General features: G+C 64.0%; 16 protein-coding genes. 7 read left to right on the plus strand and 9 right to left on the minus strand.

Annotation, left to right across the window (positions count from 1 at the left end):
- A complete protein-coding gene (gene phnH / locus AC07UC_RS09870) occupies positions 1-612 on the minus strand; it encodes a phosphonate C-P lyase system protein PhnH (RefSeq protein ID WP_494905422.1) in 612 nt (203 codons plus the stop codon).
- Entirely contained in the window at positions 612-1,073 is a 462-nt protein-coding gene (gene phnG / locus AC07UC_RS09875) for a phosphonate C-P lyase system protein PhnG (RefSeq protein WP_494905424.1), read from the minus strand. Before phnG ends, phnH begins: the two co-directional genes overlap by 1 nt.
- 121 nt (positions 1,074-1,194) lie before the next feature.
- Between phnG and phnF the strand changes: the two genes are divergently transcribed.
- Positions 1,195-1,944, plus strand: coding sequence for a phosphonate metabolism transcriptional regulator PhnF (gene phnF / locus AC07UC_RS09880; RefSeq protein ID WP_494905426.1), 750 nt, complete (start codon positions 1,195-1,197; stop codon positions 1,942-1,944).
- Between the two features lie 288 nt (positions 1,945-2,232).
- Here phnF and AC07UC_RS09885 read toward each other — a convergent pair whose 3' ends face one another.
- The 6 genes from AC07UC_RS09885 to AC07UC_RS09910 all read right to left on the minus strand — a co-directional run bounded on the left by AC07UC_RS09885 (position 2,233) and on the right by AC07UC_RS09910 (position 10,013).
- Positions 2,233-3,252: a zinc-binding alcohol dehydrogenase family protein gene (locus AC07UC_RS09885; RefSeq protein WP_494905428.1), complete on the minus strand. Its 1,020-nt coding sequence runs from the start codon at positions 3,250-3,252 to the stop codon at positions 2,233-2,235.
- A gap of 123 nt (positions 3,253-3,375) precedes the next feature.
- Entirely contained in the window at positions 3,376-4,344 is a 969-nt protein-coding gene (locus tag AC07UC_RS09890; RefSeq protein WP_056577896.1) for an ABC transporter permease, read from the minus strand.
- On the minus strand, positions 4,341-5,894 hold the full coding sequence (locus AC07UC_RS09895; RefSeq protein WP_494905430.1) for a sugar ABC transporter ATP-binding protein: 1,554 nt from the start codon (positions 5,892-5,894) through the stop codon (positions 4,341-4,343). The genes AC07UC_RS09890 and AC07UC_RS09895 overlap by 4 nt, the downstream gene beginning before the upstream one ends.
- 167 nt (positions 5,895-6,061) lie before the next feature.
- On the minus strand, positions 6,062-7,057 hold the full coding sequence (locus tag AC07UC_RS09900) for an ABC transporter substrate-binding protein (protein ID WP_056577892.1): 996 nt from the start codon (positions 7,055-7,057) through the stop codon (positions 6,062-6,064).
- 329 nt (positions 7,058-7,386) lie between these two features.
- The gene (locus AC07UC_RS09905) at positions 7,387-8,385 is read right to left on the minus strand and encodes an aldo/keto reductase (protein WP_494905432.1); all 999 of its coding nucleotides are present in this window, start codon (positions 8,383-8,385) and stop codon (positions 7,387-7,389) included.
- Positions 8,386-8,507: 122 nt separating this feature from the next.
- A complete protein-coding gene (locus tag AC07UC_RS09910) occupies positions 8,508-10,013 on the minus strand; it encodes a UxaA family hydrolase (RefSeq protein WP_494905434.1) in 1,506 nt (501 codons plus the stop codon).
- Positions 10,014-10,266: 253 nt separating this feature from the next.
- Between AC07UC_RS09910 and AC07UC_RS09915 the strand changes: the two genes are divergently transcribed.
- From AC07UC_RS09915 to gnd, 6 genes are all read left to right on the plus strand, one after another.
- The gene (locus AC07UC_RS09915; RefSeq protein WP_140772122.1) at positions 10,267-11,169 is read left to right on the plus strand and encodes a GntR family transcriptional regulator; all 903 of its coding nucleotides are present in this window, start codon (positions 10,267-10,269) and stop codon (positions 11,167-11,169) included.
- Positions 11,170-11,426: 257 nt separating this feature from the next.
- Positions 11,427-11,783 carry a DUF2946 family protein gene (locus tag AC07UC_RS09920; RefSeq protein WP_140772799.1) on the plus strand — a complete coding sequence of 119 codons (357 nt, stop codon included), beginning with the start codon at positions 11,427-11,429 and terminating at the stop codon, positions 11,781-11,783.
- A gap of 96 nt (positions 11,784-11,879) precedes the next feature.
- The gene (locus AC07UC_RS09925) at positions 11,880-12,416 is read left to right on the plus strand and encodes a copper chaperone PCu(A)C (protein ID WP_202325875.1); all 537 of its coding nucleotides are present in this window, start codon (positions 11,880-11,882) and stop codon (positions 12,414-12,416) included.
- Positions 12,417-12,455: 39 nt separating this feature from the next.
- Positions 12,456-12,974 (plus strand): YcnI family copper-binding membrane protein, encoded by a 519-nt coding sequence (locus AC07UC_RS09930; protein ID WP_494905437.1) that lies wholly within the window; start codon positions 12,456-12,458, stop codon positions 12,972-12,974.
- A gap of 53 nt (positions 12,975-13,027) precedes the next feature.
- Positions 13,028-14,656, plus strand: coding sequence for a copper resistance CopC/CopD family protein (locus AC07UC_RS09935; protein ID WP_494905439.1), 1,629 nt, complete (start codon positions 13,028-13,030; stop codon positions 14,654-14,656).
- Positions 14,657-14,837: 181 nt separating this feature from the next.
- Positions 14,838-16,265: an NADP-dependent phosphogluconate dehydrogenase gene (gene gnd, locus AC07UC_RS09940; protein WP_494905441.1), complete on the plus strand. Its 1,428-nt coding sequence runs from the start codon at positions 14,838-14,840 to the stop codon at positions 16,263-16,265.
- A 58-nt stretch (positions 16,266-16,323) separates the two neighbouring features.
- Here the strand turns inward: gnd and AC07UC_RS09945 are convergent, their stop codons facing one another.
- Positions 16,324-17,367 (minus strand): LacI family transcriptional regulator, encoded by a 1,044-nt coding sequence (locus AC07UC_RS09945; protein WP_140772113.1) that lies wholly within the window; start codon positions 17,365-17,367, stop codon positions 16,324-16,326.
- Positions 17,368-17,540: the final 173 nt, after the last annotated feature.

A 17,540-nucleotide genomic window follows, 5' to 3' on the forward strand; every position in this document is an offset into this window, starting at 1 on the left:
TTACGCCTCCATCGTCTTGATACGTGTCGTGCGCGGAAGGCAGGCTATGCCTTGCGATGTGGCGAGGATGACGTCGACACCGCGCGGAAAGCGCTTGTTGTTCTGTTTCCACTGCTCGATGAAATGACGCGGCATCTGCGCCGGCGCGATCACGGCGCTGGTTTCGATGCCGGGGCCTTCAAGCAAGAGCGGCGCACCTGACACGAGGTCGCTGACCTGGAGGATCAGCGTGGTCGATCTGTCGGGATAATCCTGCGTGCCTTGCGCAAAACCGTCGAGCGCCATCATCTCGGCCGGTGTTGCGACAAACGCGAAATGCGCGTCGGCCGGCGTGTTGGCCAGCGGCGCGCCGGTGTGGAAACCAAGCCAGGAGCCGATCGCGGAGGAGGTGTGCAGGGCCGGGTCGAGCCAGAGCGGCGTGTCGTTGTCGCACAGCGCCAGTGCCACCGCGCCTGACGTTGCCGAGAGCGGTGCCGGCGGACGGGCCAGGGCAGGCAAAGGCTGCACCATGCCTGGCCGCGCCATCGCGTCCATGATTGCGCGGAACACGGTCTGGGCATTGAAGACCGGATCGGCGAAGCCGCCCTCGATCGATTGTGCTGCGATATCCATCAGTCTTCTCCGCGAACCATGGTGAAGAAATCCACCTTCGTTGCCGCCGTCTCGGCGCGGCGTTTTTCGTTCGCGGCGGTAAGCGCCGACCTCAGAGGCGCGATCAGCCTGGTCTCGACTTCGGCGCGGCTGGCAGGGTCCTGCCACAGCGCGTCGGCTATTGCCGCCAGCTTTGCCTTCTGCTTGTCGCGACCAAGCGCGTAGCAATGGCCGACCTGACCGGACGGCAACCGGACGGTGGCGCGGGTGACGGTCGCCTCGCCGACATTGAATGGTGCGCCGCCGCCGCCGATACGACCGCGCAGCGTCACCAGCCCGGTCTCGGGACCACGCAGCAGTTCGGCTTGCGAAGGCAGGCCAGCCTCGTTCCAGAGCCGGACGATGTCGTCGCCGCTCGATTGCGCCAAAGTCGCCATGGCGGCCTTGCGTTCGGCCTGGTCGCGGGCTTCCTGTCCTCGCATCAGCAGCATTCCTCTTTGCCAAATTTGTCTATTGATATAGACAACTATACAAATTATACATATTACCTAGCGCGAGTCCATGACGCGTGGATGACAGGCGATGGAAGGCGGGGGCAAATTCATGACCGGACGACAGGAAGCCGACAGTATCGAACGGCGCAGCGGCGTCTCGCTGTGGCGCCAGATCGCCGACAGGATCCTGCAGGCCATCGCCACCGGGGATTTCGCCGAGAATGCCGCGCTGCCCCCGGAGGTGGCGCTCGCCGAGCGCTATGGTGTCAACCGTCACACGGTGCGCAGCGCCATATCGGCGCTCGTGCAGGAAGGGGTGCTGCGGGCCGAGCAGGGGCGCGGCACCTTCGTCTTGTCGCGCAAACGGCTGTCCTATCCGATCGGCGCGCGCACGCGCTTTTCAACAGGCTTGCAAGGGCAGACATCGGAACGGCATATCGTGCTGCTTGCCTCATCGGTCGAGCCGGCAAGCCAGCGTGTCGCCGAGGGCCTTGGGTTGGCCAGGGGGGCCGAGGTGATTAGGCTCGAGACACGCGGCGAGGCCGATGGGCGGCCTGTGTCGCGCGCTGCTGGATGGTTCGATGCCAGGCGCTTTGCCGGCATCGACAAGGCGATGGCCGAGACCGGGTCTGTCACGGCGTCGCTGGCTCGTTTCGGGATAGACGATTATCTCCGGCAATCGACCGTGCTGTCGGCGCGCCATGCCGATGCCGCCGATCTTGCCGACCTGGACCTGCAGCCGGGCGCTATCGTGCTGGTCACGGTGGCCGTCAACGTCACGCCGGACGGCCAGCCTATCCAGTTTTCAGAATCGCGGTTTCCGGCCGAGAGGGTGGAGTTGAAGCTGTCGGCGCTGTAGGGAATGCCGGCCTCTTACGAGACCGTGACCAGCCCGGTCGTGCCTAACTGTCGGCGGCTGCTCGTTCGAGGATCGGCTTCCGCCAATCCGTCGCTGCTTCGCAGCGCCACCTTTCTCCCCTCCGGAGGGAAAGGAAGGGAGCATCTCTGGAGGAGCGGTGGCTGCAATAGGTTAGTGCCCTTCCTCTACCCGGTCGATCGGGGGAGAGGTGGCTCAGCGAAGCCGAGACGGAGTGGGGGTCGACTGCGCTGCGCGTCCTCAATTCGGGCCGGTTCACCGCTTGCCGTATTAGGACACCACCTCGATCACAGCCTTGATCAGGCCGGATTTCTCATGCGCCCAGCGGGCCAGATCGCGCGGCGTGCCGTCGAGCGTGGTGCGGTGGGTGACGAGCTTGGCCAATGGCACGGCACCGTTGCGGATCGAGGCAGCGACATGGTCGAAGTCGGCGCGCAAGGCGTTGCGGCTGCCGATCAGCGTCATTTCACGCTTGTGGAATTCAGGGTCGGAAAAGACGATGTCGTCCTTGACGACGCTGACCAGCACCAGCGTCCCGCCGTGGGCGACATGGGCGAAGGCCGACTGCACCGATTGGGTGTTGCCGGTGGCGTCGAAGACCACGTCGAAGCCTTCGCCTGATGTCGCTTCCCTGACCAGATCGGGCACCGCGCTACGCGAGCCATCGAGGGTCTTGAAGCCGAGTTCGGTTGCGGCGAAGGCGAGCCTTTCGCTGCTCATGTCGAGCAGGGTCACATCAAGCTCGGCGATGCGGGCGAAGATGGCGGTACCGAGCCCGATCGGGCCGGCGCCAATAACCAGCGTACGGGCACCGGGATCGGCGCGGGCGCGCCGCACGGCATGCGCGCCGATGGCCAGGAATTCGACGGCGGCGGCGTCGGCCAGCGACAGGCCATCGGCCGGATAGAGATTCTGCGCCGGGACAAGAATGCGTTCGCACATGGCGCCGTCGCGGTGGACGCCGAGCACCTCGATCCTGACACAGCAATTCGGCTTGCCGTGCCTGCAGGCGATGCACTTGCCGCAGGAGAGATAGGGGTTGATGACGACCGGTTCGCCAATGGCAAGGTCGACGCCCTCGCCGGTCTCGACGATGGTTCCCGACACCTCATGGCCCATGATGCGGGGGTAGGCGAGGAAGGGGTGCTTGCCCTCGAAGATGTGGTAGTCGGTGCCGCAGATGCCGACATGGCTGACCGCGACCAGCGCCCAGCCGGCAGGCGGCGCGCCAGGCTGGGGACGGTCTTCCAGGACGAGTTCGCCGGGCGAGCGGCAGACGACGGCTTTCATGTTTTCAATCCAGTCTCCAATGAAATCGCCGGCCTGAAACGATTGACGCAATTCCGCGCGGAAAACCGTTTCACACTTTCCTGGAATGCTTCAGACAGGCCGGCGATCGCTTTCGGTTTGTTGCTATTTACCGCCGCGGCGGCGCAGACCGTCGAAATAGACGATGACGATGATCAGCGCGCCGGTGATGATGCGCTGCCAGAAGGCGTTGACGTTGAGCAGGTTGGCGCCGTTGTTGATGGTGGCGAGAATGAAGGCGCCGAGCAGCGGGCCGTGCACCGAGCCGACCGCGCCGAACAGCGAGGTGCCGCCGATCACCGAGGACGCGATCGCCTGCAACTCCCAGCCTTCGGCCTGGGTCGGGTTGCCGATGCCGATGCGCGAGGCCAAGAGCACGCCGACAAAGGCCGCGCAGAGGCCCGACAGCGTATAGGCCATGTAGATGGTGCGCTGGACGTTAACGCCGGACAGGCGCGAGGCCTCGGCGTTGGAGCCGACCGAGAAGAGATAGCGGCCCCAGCGGCTGTGATGCAGGAAGATGTAGGCCGGAATGCCGACCAGGATCACCATCCAGAACAAATTGGGGACGCCGAGGAAGGAGTTGCGCGAGAATTCCTGGAAGGCATCGTTGTTGATGGAGATCGAATTGCCGTTGGTCATCAAAAGGCCGATGCCGCGCAGTGAGGTCAGCGTCGCCAGCGTGATGATGAAGGGCGGCAGCCCCATCTTGACGATGCCGAAGCCATGGAACAGGCCGATGGCGACGCCGACCAGCAGCGTGATCAGGATGGCCAGGAAAACCGGTATGCCGGCATTGATCAGCATCGCGGCGATGACGGTGGCAAAACCGACCACGGCACCGACGGACAGATCGATGCCGCCGGTTATGATGACGAAGGTCTGGCCGACCGCCAGGATGGCGATCATCGAACCCTGACGCAGAAGGTTCGAGATGTTGTTGGCCGAGGCGAAGCTCGATGTCGACAGCGACAGGATGACCCAGAGCAGCACCAGCAGCGCCAACAGCGTCAGCCCGAACAGGGCGTTGTAATTGCGCTTGGGTTTTTCGGCAGGAATCGCCTCGGTGCTCATATCTTTCCTCCCAGCCTTTCTTGTTTCTCGGCGAGCGCCTGTGTCAGAATTTCCTCGTGATCGGCGGTGCGGAACCCATGTGTCGCCACCAGCTTGCCGCGGCGGAACACATGCAGCGTGTCGGCCAGCTCATAGACTTCCGGCAGATAGGACGAGATCAGGATGATGCCGGCGCCCTTCGACAGGAGCGCTCCGAACAGGCGGTAGATCTCGGCCTTGGTGCCGACATCGACGCCGACCGTCGGCTCGTCGAAGATGAACAGCTTGGCGCCATGCGCCAGCCATTTGCCGATGACTATCTTCTGCTGGTTGCCGCCCGACAGGCTGGAGGCCAGCGCATTGCGTGTCGGCGTCTTGATGCGCAGATCGGCGATCTGGCGGTCGGCCTGGGTCTTTTCCTGCGCGCCGGAGATCAGCAGGTTGTTGGAGATGCGCTTGTAGATCGGCAGGTTGAGATTGAGGCCGACCGGCAGGTTGAGGCAAAGGCCCTGGTCGCGGCGGCTTTCCGGCGCCAGCGCCATGCCGAGCTTGATGGCGTCATGCTCGGAGTTGATCTGAACCGGCTTGCCTTCCCACAAAATCTCGCCGGCCGATTTGCGGTGGCGCCCGTAGAGCGTGGTGACGAACTCGCTGCGTCCGGCGCCGATCAGCCCGTAGAGCCCGACGATCTCGCCGGCGCGGACCGTCATCGAGACATTTTCGAAGCCCTTGCCCGACAGGTTCCTGGCCTCGACGATCGCGGCGCCGGGGGTGAAATGTTCCTTGTGATAGACCTGCTCGATCGAGCGGTTGATCATCAGCTTGACCAGTTCGGCGTCGTTGGTCTCACTGATGTTCCTGGTGCCGACCAGCGTGCCGTCACGCAGCACGGAGACGCGATCGGCCAGCTCGAACACTTCCTCCATGCGGTGGCTGATGTAGATGATGGTCACGCCTTCGGACTTCAGCCGGCGGATCAGGGTGAAGAGCTGGTCAGCCTCCTTGCGGGTGAGGTAGGCGGTCGGCTCATCGAAGATCAGGAATTTGGTGCCGCGCACGGTGGCGCGGGCGGCGGCGATCAACTGCTGCTGGCCGATGGTGAGGTCGCCGAGCACGACATGCGCCGGCAGGTCGAAGCCGAGATCGTCGATAATCTTCTGCGCTTCCTTGACCATGGCGCGCTGCTGCAGGATGCCGAAGCGCGAATTCTCCTCGCCGAGGAACATGTTGGCGGCGACCGTCAAATGCCGGCAGAGCACGACTTCCTGGTGCACGGCGTTGATGCCGAGCGCCATCGCTTCATGCGGGGTCGCCAGCGCCGCTGGCTTGCCTTCCCAGACGACCTCGCCGGAGGTGCGCGGCATGACGCCGGTCAGGAGCTTGATCAGTGTGGATTTGCCGGCGCCGTTCTCGCCGACGATGGCGTGGATTTCGCCTGCCTTGAAGGCCAGCGTCACCGGCTTCAGCGCGTGGGTGCCGGGATATTTCTTCTCCAGGCCGCGCAGTTCGAGGATCGTCCTGCCAGGCTCCAGCACAGGGGCAGGATGCAGGTCTTGCGCCGTCGGTGTCATGACAATCCTCCCAGATTGGCCTCCCAGATTGGTCTCACAATCCGGTGCGCGGCAAGGCTCTTAAAACGCCCGCCGGAGCAGCCTAGCCCAGGCTGGCGGATTTCCAAGCGATATGGCTGTTGTTTCCGGGGCACGAGGCCCCGGAAACCGTGCGGCTGCGCCGAGGCTCAGTTGAGCTTCGGGTTGAGCAGCGCGTCGATCTTGGGATCCTTCATGTTGGCCTTGGTGACGAGGTTGGCGCCGGTGTCGACATTGGCCTCGACCTTCTCGCCCTTGGAAGCGGCGAGCGCGGTCTTGATACCGTCATAGCCCATCCGGTAGGGATCCTGGACGACGAGGCCGGAAATGACACCGTCATTCAGGAACTTGATCAGCTTCTCGTCGCTGTCGAAGCCGATCAATCCGACCTTGCCGGCAAGCTTGTTCTCGGCGATCGCCTGGCCGACGCCCTGCGCCATGATCAGGTTGGAGGCGAAGATGCCCTTCAGGTCGGGATTGGCGGTGATCAGGTCGGTCGCGATGTTGAGGCCGGTGGTGGCCTGACCGTCGGCATATTTGTCGGCGACCAGTTCGAGGCCGGGATACTTGGCCTTGAGCTGTTCCTTGAAGCCCTGGGCGCGCTGCTCGAGCGAGCCGGCGCCGGGCAGTGCGGTGATCAGGGCAACCTTGCCTTCGACCTTGCCGCCATTGGCCGCGCCGATGGCCGCCGCAAGACCGTCCGCGGCGACGCGGCCGCCCTGGACGTTGTCGGTGGTCAGGAACGAGGTGAAGGCCTTGGAGTCGGCGCTGGAGTCGATGCCGATGACCTTGACCTTGCTTGCGGCCTCGTCGATCGGCTTGCCGAGCGCCTTGGCTTCGGTCGGCGCGATGACGACTGCGGCCGGGTTGCCGGCGACGGCGTTCTCGAGGATGGAGATCTGGCCGTTGACGTCGGTTTCAGCCTGGGCGCCGAGTTCCGGCACGTTGACGCCGAGATCCTTGCCGGCCTTGCGGGCACCGGCGAGCACGATCTGCCAGTAGAAGGACGTGGTGTCCTTGACGATGATCGGAATGGTCACGTCCGCCGCCGAAACCGGCGCCGAATGCATGACGCCGGCGAGCATCGAAGCTGCCGCCATCGCCATCACGGCACGGCGGTTGAGAATGCTGGTCACGAATTTCATAGGATTCCTCCCTAAGTCGCCCGGTGAACGTTACGGAAGCTCCGTTCGGATAGGCGCGGCCCAAACAGAACTTTATCAATAAAAAACATTTACGATGTTTTGATAGTGCATCGATCTGGACGATGCAAGCGGTGTTTCGCACCCGACCTCCCATGGCAGGCACAGACTCATGCCGCTCCTCCCTGGACGCGGCCAACGCTCCCGTTCCGTTCCACTAACACATGGAATATTAATTCCATGTGTTAGTCAATATGGAACATTCATTCTTTCTTCGGGGTCGCGGATTTGTGAAGTCGAGCCCCTCTCATCAGCGCTGATGGGTGCCGGCGTCACGCCAGGCCCTGCACCACCGTGTAGGGACGATATTTCTGATATTCCGTCTGCGGCACGTCGATGTCGAGCAGTTCGAGGTTGCGGGTCAGGTTCGCAAGTTTTGCGGTCCCGGTCAGCACGGTGGCGACCGTCGGCTCGTGCAAGGGAAACTGGAAGGCGGCGGCCGCCAGCGGATAACCGCCTTCGCCGGCGATCTTCTCCATGGCATCGACCCGGTCGAGCACATCGCGGCTCGCGGGCTGGTAATCGAAATGCGCGCCCTGCACCGGTCCGGTCGCCAATATGCCGGAGTTGAAAACGCCGCCGATCACCAGCGACGTCTGTTGCTTCAGGCACAGCGGCAGCAATTCGGCTTCCGCGCTGCGGTCGAGCAGGGAATAGCGGCTCGCGAGCAGGATGCAGTCGAGCGGCGCCCGGCGCATCACGTCAAGGCAGATCTGGACTTCGTTGACGCCGAGCCCATAAGCGGAAATCGTGCCGGCCCGCTTCAGGTCCTCGAGCGCCTTGAGCCCGCCGTCCATCAGCTGGCGAAAATGCAGTTTTGTCTTCTCTACGCCATGCGTGTAGACGCCGATGTCGTGCACATACAGGATATCGATCTTGTTCAGGCCAAGCCGTGCGTAGCTGAAGTCGACCGACCGCATGATGCCGTCGTAGGAATAGTCGTAGTCGAGCGCGAACGGCAGTGGATCGACATAGGAGTGATCGGGCACCTGGTCTTCAGGCACCGGGCGGAACAGGCGTCCGACCTTGGTGGACAGCACGTAGGAATCGCGCGGCTTGTAGCGCAGGAAATCGCCGAAGCGTCGCTCCGACAGGCCGAAACCATAGAAGGGTGCGGTGTCGAAATAGCGCAGGCCGGCCTCCCAGGCGCCTTGCAGCGTCTCCATCGCCGCCTCGCGTGAGCAGGCGCGGTAGAGGCCGCCGATCGCGGCGCCGCCGAAGCTGACCTCTGTGACCTCGAGCGCCGTCTGGCCGATGCGGCGTTTTTCCATGCAAACCCTCCCCGTTGCCGGCCGCTGTCCCGCCCGGCAGTCTACCACATGTCAGGTGAATGCTGAGCAATTCCAGGAAAAGTGTGTAGCGGTTTCCTTGGGAATTGCGCAGAAACAAAAAGTTAGAGCGTCGCGCCGAGATGCCAGGGCACGAACTCGTTGTCGCCATAGCCAAAATCCTCGCTCTTGGTCTTGCGGCCCGAAGCCGTCTCGACGATCAGTTCGAAGATTTCGCGGCCCATGCCGGCGATGGTCTTTTCGCCCGAGGCGATGACGCCGCAATTGACGTCCATGTCCTCTTCCATCTGGTGATACATGGTGGAGTTGGTGGCGACCTTGATCGAAGGTGTCGGCCGGCAGCCGAAGCACGAACCGCGACCGGTGGTGAAGACGATGACATTGGCGCCACCCGCGACCTGGCCGGTGGCCGAGACCGGGTCGTAGCCGGGAGTGTCCATGAACACCAGCCCGTTGCCGGTGACCTTTTCGGCATAGCCGAACACGCCGTTGAGCGGCGTCTGGCCCCCCTTGGCGACCGCGCCCAGCGACTTTTCCAGGATGGTGGTGAGGCCGCCGCGCTTGTTGCCGGGCGAAGGGTTGTTGTCGATCGAGGCGCCATGCTTGGCGACATGATCTTCCCACCACTTCACATAGCCATCGAGCTTCTTGGCGATTTCTGGCGTCGCCGCGCGATAGGCGAGCAGATGCTCGGCGCCGTAGATTTCCGTGGTCTCGGAGAGGATGCCGATGCCGCCGACGCCGGCCAGTATGTCCACGGCAGCACCCAGCGCCGGATTGGCCGTGATGCCCGACATGCCGTCGGAGCCGCCGCATTGCAGGCCGACGACGATCTCGCTGACCGGGATCGGCTCGCGCTTCAACTGGCCGACTTCCTCGGCGATCTCGGCCAGCACGCCCATCGCCTTTTCCACCGATTTGCGCGATCCGCCGGCGTCCTGGATGTTGAAGTGGCGTTTGCCGGCGGCGACGCCCTTCTGGCCGTAAAGGGTGAGCTGATTGACCTCGCAGCCGAGGCCGACCATCAGCACGCCGCCGAAATTCGGGTGGCGGGCATAACCGGCGAGCGTGCGGTGCAGCACCATCATGCCGTCGCCAGTGCCGCTCATGCCGCAGCCCTGGCCGTGGACGATGGGCACGAAGCCGTCGATGCCTGGATATTTCGGCAGCAAGGTCCGGTTGGCCGTGTCGGCGATCGAATGGCAGACTGTGGCCGAACAATTGACGCTGGCGATGATGCCGATGAAGTTTCGCGTGCCGGCGCGGCCGTCGGCGCGGCGGTAGCCCATGAAGGTGCGAGCGCGATCGGCCTCGGTCGCGTGCTCGGCCTCGCTCGGCGGCACCACCGGCAAACGGCCGGCCTCGAAAACCAGATTGTGCGAATGGACATGCTCGCCGGGCGCGATGTACTGCGTGGCGCGGCCGATCGCCTGGGCATATTTCACCACGGCTTCACCGGCGGCAATCGGCTTGATCGCGACCTTGTGGCCGGGCTCGATGACGGCGGTGGCAAGCGCGCCGCCCGGCAGGACGGTGCCGATCTCGATGCGGCCATTGGCAACGGCGACATTGTCGGCGGGGGACAGAAGGATGGTGTTCGACACGTTCACGGGCGGTTTCCTGGGTGATCCTGGGATGCGCGGATTGACACGCGCCTGTTAAGAGTTAATGTCTTTTATCGTGAAAAAACAGTTTTGCGTCAATTATTTTTTCGCGGCGTTACAGGGTGCTCCTGGGCAAATGGTGGCGCCGCAAACAATGGACCGGACCCGGCGAAAGCGATTCCTGCTTTTCAGGGTCATGGGAACGTCATATTGCGCTTCAAGCCGGCCGCCGCAAGCGCCGGCATGAATGGGTCAGGGGATGTCGAAGAGCAACAACGTCTACAAGGACGCCTACAACAGGTGCCTCAGGCTGCTTGACGAGACGCGCAGCCTGCCGTCGGAGCCGGAACTGGGCGCGCTGCTCGGGGTCAGCCGCACCACCGTGCGAAGCATCCTGGCACGCATGGAGGAAACCGGGCTGATCGCCTGGAACAAGCGCGCCAAGACGGTGCTGCGGGACCCCGGACCCGGCGATTTCTTCCCCGAGGAAGAGACCGACACGCTGGCCGAGATCATCGAGCGATCGTTCATGCGGCGGCTGCTCGCGGGCGGCGCCGAAGCCGGCATGCAGATCAACGAGCTCGAACTGGCGCGTGAGATCGGCGTCGGCACGACCAGCGTGCGCGAGTTCCTCATCCGCTTCTCGCGCTTCGGCTTGATCGAGAAGCGCCGCAACAGCCATTGGGTGCTGAAAGGCTTTACGCGGGCCTTCGCGCTGGAGCTGACCGAAATCCGCGAGATGTTCGAGCTGCGCTCGGCCGCTGCCTTCGCGGCTTTGCCGCAGGACAGCCCGGTCTGGGCCGATCTAGACCGCCTGGAGGACGAACATCGCCAGCTGGCACGCGAGATCGCCACGCGCTTCAACGAGTTTTCGGAACTGGACGAGCGCTTCCACCGGCTGATCCACCGCGCCTCGCGCAACCGCTTCATCGTCGATTTCTACGACGTCATCGCCATGATCTTCCATTACCACTACCAGTGGAACAAGGCGCAGGAGCGCGAGCGCAATGAAGTCGCGGTCGGTGAGCATCTTGCCTATATCGAGGCGCTCAAGTCGCGCGACCTCGGCAAGGTCGACGCCGCCTGCCGCAAGCACCTGAAGTCGGCGCGCCAGACATTGCTGACCTCGATTCCCGAAAGCCGTTTGCCGCAAAAACCCTGAGCCGCGTTGGGGAGGCAGCATCGCGGCTCGAATTTCTGTTTTATGCGTGTCATTGTCCCAATGCCGCTGCGCACCCCCGGGTCGGGCCCGAGGGCATGCTTTGGGCGACATGGATCAGTCGTGCTGCGTTGCCGCAGCCTCGAATTGGCGATTTTCCGGTCGCCGGTTGCGTGATAGGTATCCTTACGAGGACTGCTCGAAGAGGCAGATGGTTTGAACAGGCAAGTCATTTGAGCAAGAAGGCGAGACGCTGGAGCATGCCGGCCGCGCTTGTTGCGGCCTGTCTGCTGCTGCTCCAGTCGACGCTCGGCGCGTTCGCCTTCGGCACCGGCCCGAATGCCGCGCAGCTCGATGCTTTCGGCAACGTCATCTGTACCCGCGACGGTGCCACCCAGCTCCCCGGCGGCGACCAGCACCCGTCCCATCTGCCAGCCTGCTGCTCGCTTGGCTGCGGCATGTTTTCATCGGCCTTCGCGCCGCCTGCCAATGCCGGGCTGGCCCTGGGCAGCCTGTCCTTTGAAGCGGTCGCCTTCGTCTTTCCGGCGAGCATTCATCTCGACTTGGCGCGCGAACGCTCGCCGTCGAACCCGCGCGCGCCGCCGCTGGCGGCCTGAGCTGCTTGCCCGGCGGAACCTTTCGCGGGCGCACCCATCCAAAGATTAAACGGCTCGCGACCGGCGACGGCGCGATCATCACTTCATGGAGCAACCATGTCCCATTTTTCCCCCATAGCGGCGGGCACTCTGTTCAGCCGCACTCTATCTCGTTTCCGGGAGCATCTCGGCCGTGTCACGCTGGCGTTTGCGATCATGTTCGTCGGCGCCCAGTCAGTCCTGGCGCATGAGTTCAAGGTCGGCGATCTCGAAATCGAGCATCCCTGGTCGCGCGCCACGCCGGCGGGCGCCAAGGTGGCCGGCGGCTATTTCACCATCATCAACAATGGCAGCGCGCCGGACCGGCTCGTGTCGATTTCCTCCGACATTTCGGACAAGGCCGAGCTGCATGAGATGGGCGTCAAGGACGGCGTCATGACCATGCGGCCGGTTACCGGCGGCCTGGATGTCCCCGCCGGCGGCAAGGTGGCTCTGGCGCCGGGCGGCTATCACCTGATGTTCATCGGCCTGAAGCGGCAACCCAAGCAAGGCGAGAAATTCGCCGCCACGCTGACCTTCGAGAAGGCCGGCACGGTCAATATCGAGTTCGCCGTGGAGGGCATGGGCGGCGGTATGGACGACCACGCCAATTGATCCGGCCAATTCCAGAATTTTGAAATCAGAGGGACCATCATGAACAAGTATCTTTTGGCGGCTGGCGCGCTTCTCGCGCTGGGGACCAATGCCGCCTTCGCGCACATCACGCTCGAAACCCAGGAGGCACCCGTCGGCTCGACCTACAAGGCAGTGCTGCGCGTGCCGCATGGCTGCGACGGCAAGGCGACGACCGCCGTGCGCGTGCAGATTCCGGAAGGTGTGATCGCGGTGAAGCCTATGCCGAAGCCTGGCTGGACGCTGCAGACCAAGAAGGGCAAATATGAAAAATCCTACCAGCTCTATGGTCAGGCGGTGAGCGACGGCGTCAAGGAAGTCGACTGGAGCGGAGGCAATCTGCCGGATGAATTCTACGACGAGTTCGTCTTCCGCGCGACGCTGACGGCGGATCTGCCCGTCGGCCAGAAGCTCTATTTCCCCGTGGTGCAGGAATGCGACGGCGCCACCGACCGCTGGATCGAGATCCCGGCAGCCGGGCAGGATGAAGACGCACTGGAGAACCCGGCGCCCGGCATAAAGCTGACACCGAAGAAATAACTTTCCCTGGTGCGCTCTGCTTGCCGGAGCGCACCGCATTCCCATGGCATGGCATGACCGCAATACCGTTTCGGATGGCCGATACCACCGGCAAGCTCGTAGGCTGGATCGCCTGCGGGCTGCTGGCCGTGGCGTTCATTGTCATCGCTTCGACAAATCAGGCCTTTGCCCATGCCGCGCTGATCAAGACCGACCCGGCCGACGGTGCGGTGCTGATGCAGGCTCCGGCACAGTTTTCGCTGACCTTCAGCGAGCCGGTTTCGCCCCTGGTGCTGACGCTGATAAAGCCCGACGGCACGCCGGTTGCGCTGACATCCTTCCGCCTTAGCGACCAGACGGTCGAGATCGACAATCCGCAGGCCCTCAAATCCGGCACGCATGTGCTGAGCTGGCGTGTCATTTCCGCCGACGGCCATCCGGTTGGCGGCTCGCTCTTGTTTTCCGTTGGCGCGCCAAGCGAGCCGCCCGTCGTGTCCGAAGCGGTCGACTGGCCGCAGCGATCGGCGATCTGGATCGGCAAGATCCTCCTCTATGCGGGCCTTTTCCTCGGTGTCGGCGGCGCTTTCGCCCTTGCCTGGCTGGCCGGGGATGGCCGCGCCGGTCAGCGATTTGTCGCGGCGGCGATCCTGTGCGGGCTGGTGGCGGCGCCCTTGTCGCTCGGCTTTCAGGGGCTCGATGCGCTGGGAGCGCCGCTCCCCCATCTGGTGCAGCCGGTGATCTGGCGGACCGGGCTGGGCACCAGCTTTGGCTGGACGGTGCTGGTCGCCCTGATCGCGCTGGGACTCGGTCTGCTGTCGCTGGCCGGACCGCGTGTGGCCGCCAAGCCGTTTGCCCTTGCCGGCCTTGCCGGCGTCGGCGTCGCGCTCGCCGCCAGCGGTCACGCCAGCGCGGCCGAGCCGCAATGGCTGACGCGGCCCATGGTGTTTGTGCATGGCGCCGGCATCGCCTTCTGGGCCGGCGCCCTGGTGCCGCTCGGTCTCGCGCTCAAGCATCGGACGACCGACGCTGTCGGTTTTCTGCGTCGCTTCTCGCGGGCGATCCTGCCTGCCGTGGCCATGCTCGCGGTAGCCGGGATCGTATTGGCCGTCATCCAGGTGCAGACGCCCTCGGCGCTGATCGGCACCGCCTATGGCCGGCTGCTGCTGGTCAAGCTCGTGCTGCTGATCTTCCTGTTCACGCTGGCCGCCATCAATCGCTGGAGGCTCACCGCCTCGGCCGAGGCGGGATCAACGGAAGTGCAGCGCAGGCTCACCCGCTCGATCGGCGCCGAAATGCTGATCGTACTGGCAATCTTCGGGGTTGCTGCCGGCTGGCGCTTCACGCCACCGCCGCGCGCCCTGGCGATCGCGGCGGCGCAGCCGGTCTCGGTTCACATCCACACGCTGCAGGCGATGGCCGATCTCAGCATCACGCCGGGCCATGCTGGCTCGGTCGCCGCCTCGATGATCATCATGACCGGTGATTTCGGGCCGCTCGACGCCAAGGAAGTGACGCTGGTGCTGTCGAAACCCGATTCCGGCATCGAACCGCTGAAGCGCGCGGCGACCAAACCCGGCGACGGCAGCTGGCGCGTGGACAACCTCGTCATCCCGATTCCCGGCCGCTGGACAGTGCGCCTCGACATACTGGTCTCGGACTTCGAGATGGTGAAGATCGAAGCGCCGGTGGACATCAGGCCGTGATGGTCTATATGGCCGCTTGCGACGCGGTCCAGTGTCCTGCTTGCAACACAAATCGGCGAGGCGGTTGACGCGGCCCGAAAGGGCCGTCAATCATCTTGGGAAGAGTGGGCAACTTGGGAAGACTGGGCATCCCACCAAATCGCGGCTCCAACCAACAAGATCCGAAAGCAGGGAAGAAACGATGGAACAAGCCGAAATCGGCCTGATCGGCCTTGGCACGATGGGCTCCAACCTGGCGCTGAACATCGCCGAACACGGGCACCGCATCGCCGTCTTCAACCGCACCCGGGCGCGCACCGACGCCTTCGTCGAGAATGCCGGCGCGCTGAAGAACATGGTTGTCCCCTGCTACAGCCTGGAGGAACTGGCCGCCGCGATCCGGCCGCCGCGTCCGATCATCATCATGGTGCTGGCCGGCAAGCCGGTCGACGAACAGATCGAAGCCTTGCGCGGCGTGCTGTCCAACAACGACATCGTCATCGATGCCGGCAATGCCAATTTCCGCGATACGATGCGGCGCTTCTCCGAGCTGTCGGGCTCCGGCCTGACCTTCATCGGCATGGGCGTGTCCGGTGGCGAGGAGGGCGCGCGCCATGGCCCGTCGATCATGGTCGGCGGCACGGAAGATAGTTGGAAGCGGGTCGAGAAGGTGCTGACCGCCATCTCCGCCAAGTTCAAGGACGAACCGTGCGCGGCATGGCTCGGCACCGATGGCGCCGGGCATTTCGTCAAGACCATCCACAACGGCATCGAATATGCCGACATGCAGATGATCGCCGAGATCTACGGCATTCTGCGCGATGGTCTGGGCATGGGGCCGAAGGAGATCGGCACGGTCTTCGAAAACTGGAACAAGGGCCGGCTCAACTCCTACCTGATCGAGATCACCGCCAAGGTGCTGGCGGCCGACGATCCCAAGACCGGCAAGCCGGTGGTCGACATCATCCTCGATTGTGCCGGGCAGAAGGGCACCGGCAAATGGTCCGTCATCGAGGCACAGCAGCTCGGCATTCCGGCAACCGCGATCGAGGCCGCGGTGGCGGCGCGCGTGCTGTCGTCGATCAAGGATGAGCGGCTGGCGGCGGAAAAAGCCTATGGCACTATCGGCGTGTCGAAGATTTCTGGTGACAAGGACGCACTGCTGAAAGACCTCGAACTGGCGCTGTTCGCCGGCAAGATCGCCGCCTACGCGCAGGGTTTTGCCGTGATGAGCGGTGCCTCGAAGGAGTTCAACTGGAACCTGCCGATGCCGACCATCGCCAAGATCTGGCGCGCCGGCTGCATTATCCGTTCGCAGATGCTGGATACGATGGCAGAAGCCTTCAGCAGCGGCGGCGCTTCGACCAACCTTTTGATGGCGCCGGCTTTCATCAGCTTGATGCAGGAGGCGCATCCGTCGCTGCGGCGTATCGTGGCAAGGGCTTCCGAAGCCGGCGCGCCGGTGCCGGCGCTGTCTTCCGCGCTTGCCTATTTCGACAGCTATCGCCAGGGCCGCGGCACCTCGAACCTGATCCAGGCGCAGCGCGACTTCTTCGGCGCGCACGGCTTCGAACGCATCGGCGAGCAGGGGGCTTTCCACGGTCCCTGGGGCAGCGGCGCGGCTGGCTGAAGCAGGGCCGGCCTGTAGATGGCGGTTTGGCCTGAGCTGATGCTCAGGTCGCGCCAGGTCAGCCGCGATAGGGCAAAACCTCGCTCGGCTTGCTCAGCGTCTGCAATGAGCCGGGTGCGGCGCCACCGATCCAGCCGAGCACGGCGCGGGCAAGCTCGGAGCCGGCCAGCCGGAAGCTCTCGTTGACGACGAGCAGTTCCCGCCGGAACAAATGCAGCAACTCCGAGGATTGTTTCGACACCACGTCGACGTCGCGGCCGAGCTTGAGGCCGGCATCCTCGATGCCGGCCACGATGGCGAGCGTGGCGGCGGCGGCGCTGCTGACAAAACCGTCCGGCCGGTCCTTGCGCCGCATCAACTGCGCGGTCCGCATCCTGATCTGCTCGATCGATTGATCGATGGAAACGGTGTTGAACGGCACCTCGCTGGCGCCGACTTCGCTCAGAGCATCGACGAAGCCGTTCACCGTATGGCCGTAATAGGTGAGGCCAACGGGCGGCGTGACAAGGGCAAGGCGGCTGCGGCCCCTGCCGGCGAGATAGCGCACAGCCTCGTTCGCAAAGGCGTAGTTGTCGAAATCATGATAGGGATGCACCAGCCCCATGTCGGTGCGGCCATGCGTGGCAAAGGGAATGCCGCGCTCCAGCATGTAGCGGGCCCGGGGATCGTTCGGCTGCGTGCGGGAGATGATGACGCCGTCGGCTGATCCGGTCTCGACCAGATAGCGCACCGGATCCAGCGGATCCTGCGAGCGCGAGTATGGCGTGACGATCAGGTGGTAGGGCGTATCGGCGATGACCTCGGTCACGCCATAGATGATATCCGAGACGAAGCTCATGAGCTCGTGCTCGGTGTTCAGCACAAGACTGATGACATTGGTCTTGCCGGTTCTGAGCCTGACGCCGGCGCGGTTCGGGCGGTAGCCGATCTGCTTGGCGACGAGCTGGACACGCCGCCTGGTCTCGGCGCCGATCTCCGGCGCGTCCTTCAGCGCACGAGACACGGTGGTGACGCCAAGCCCGGTCATGAAGGCGAGCGTCTTCAACGTCGGCCGTTCCTGCGCCGACGCTTCCTCGTTCCTGTCCGTACGCTGTCTGTCCATTCGTCCCGCCCGTCAGGCGCATAGCAGTCGCCGGGCGGCCCGGCAATCTTCGCGATTGCCACGAAGCACGATTTCAAGCCCGGCAATGCGTCAATATACTGAAACGTTACAGATTGCCAATCTCGTCGCGCCGATGACGAATTTGGGTGGCCGTGAAATTCCCTTGAGAATCC

The organism is Mesorhizobium sp. GW821-FHT04C10 (assembly GCF_059420305.1).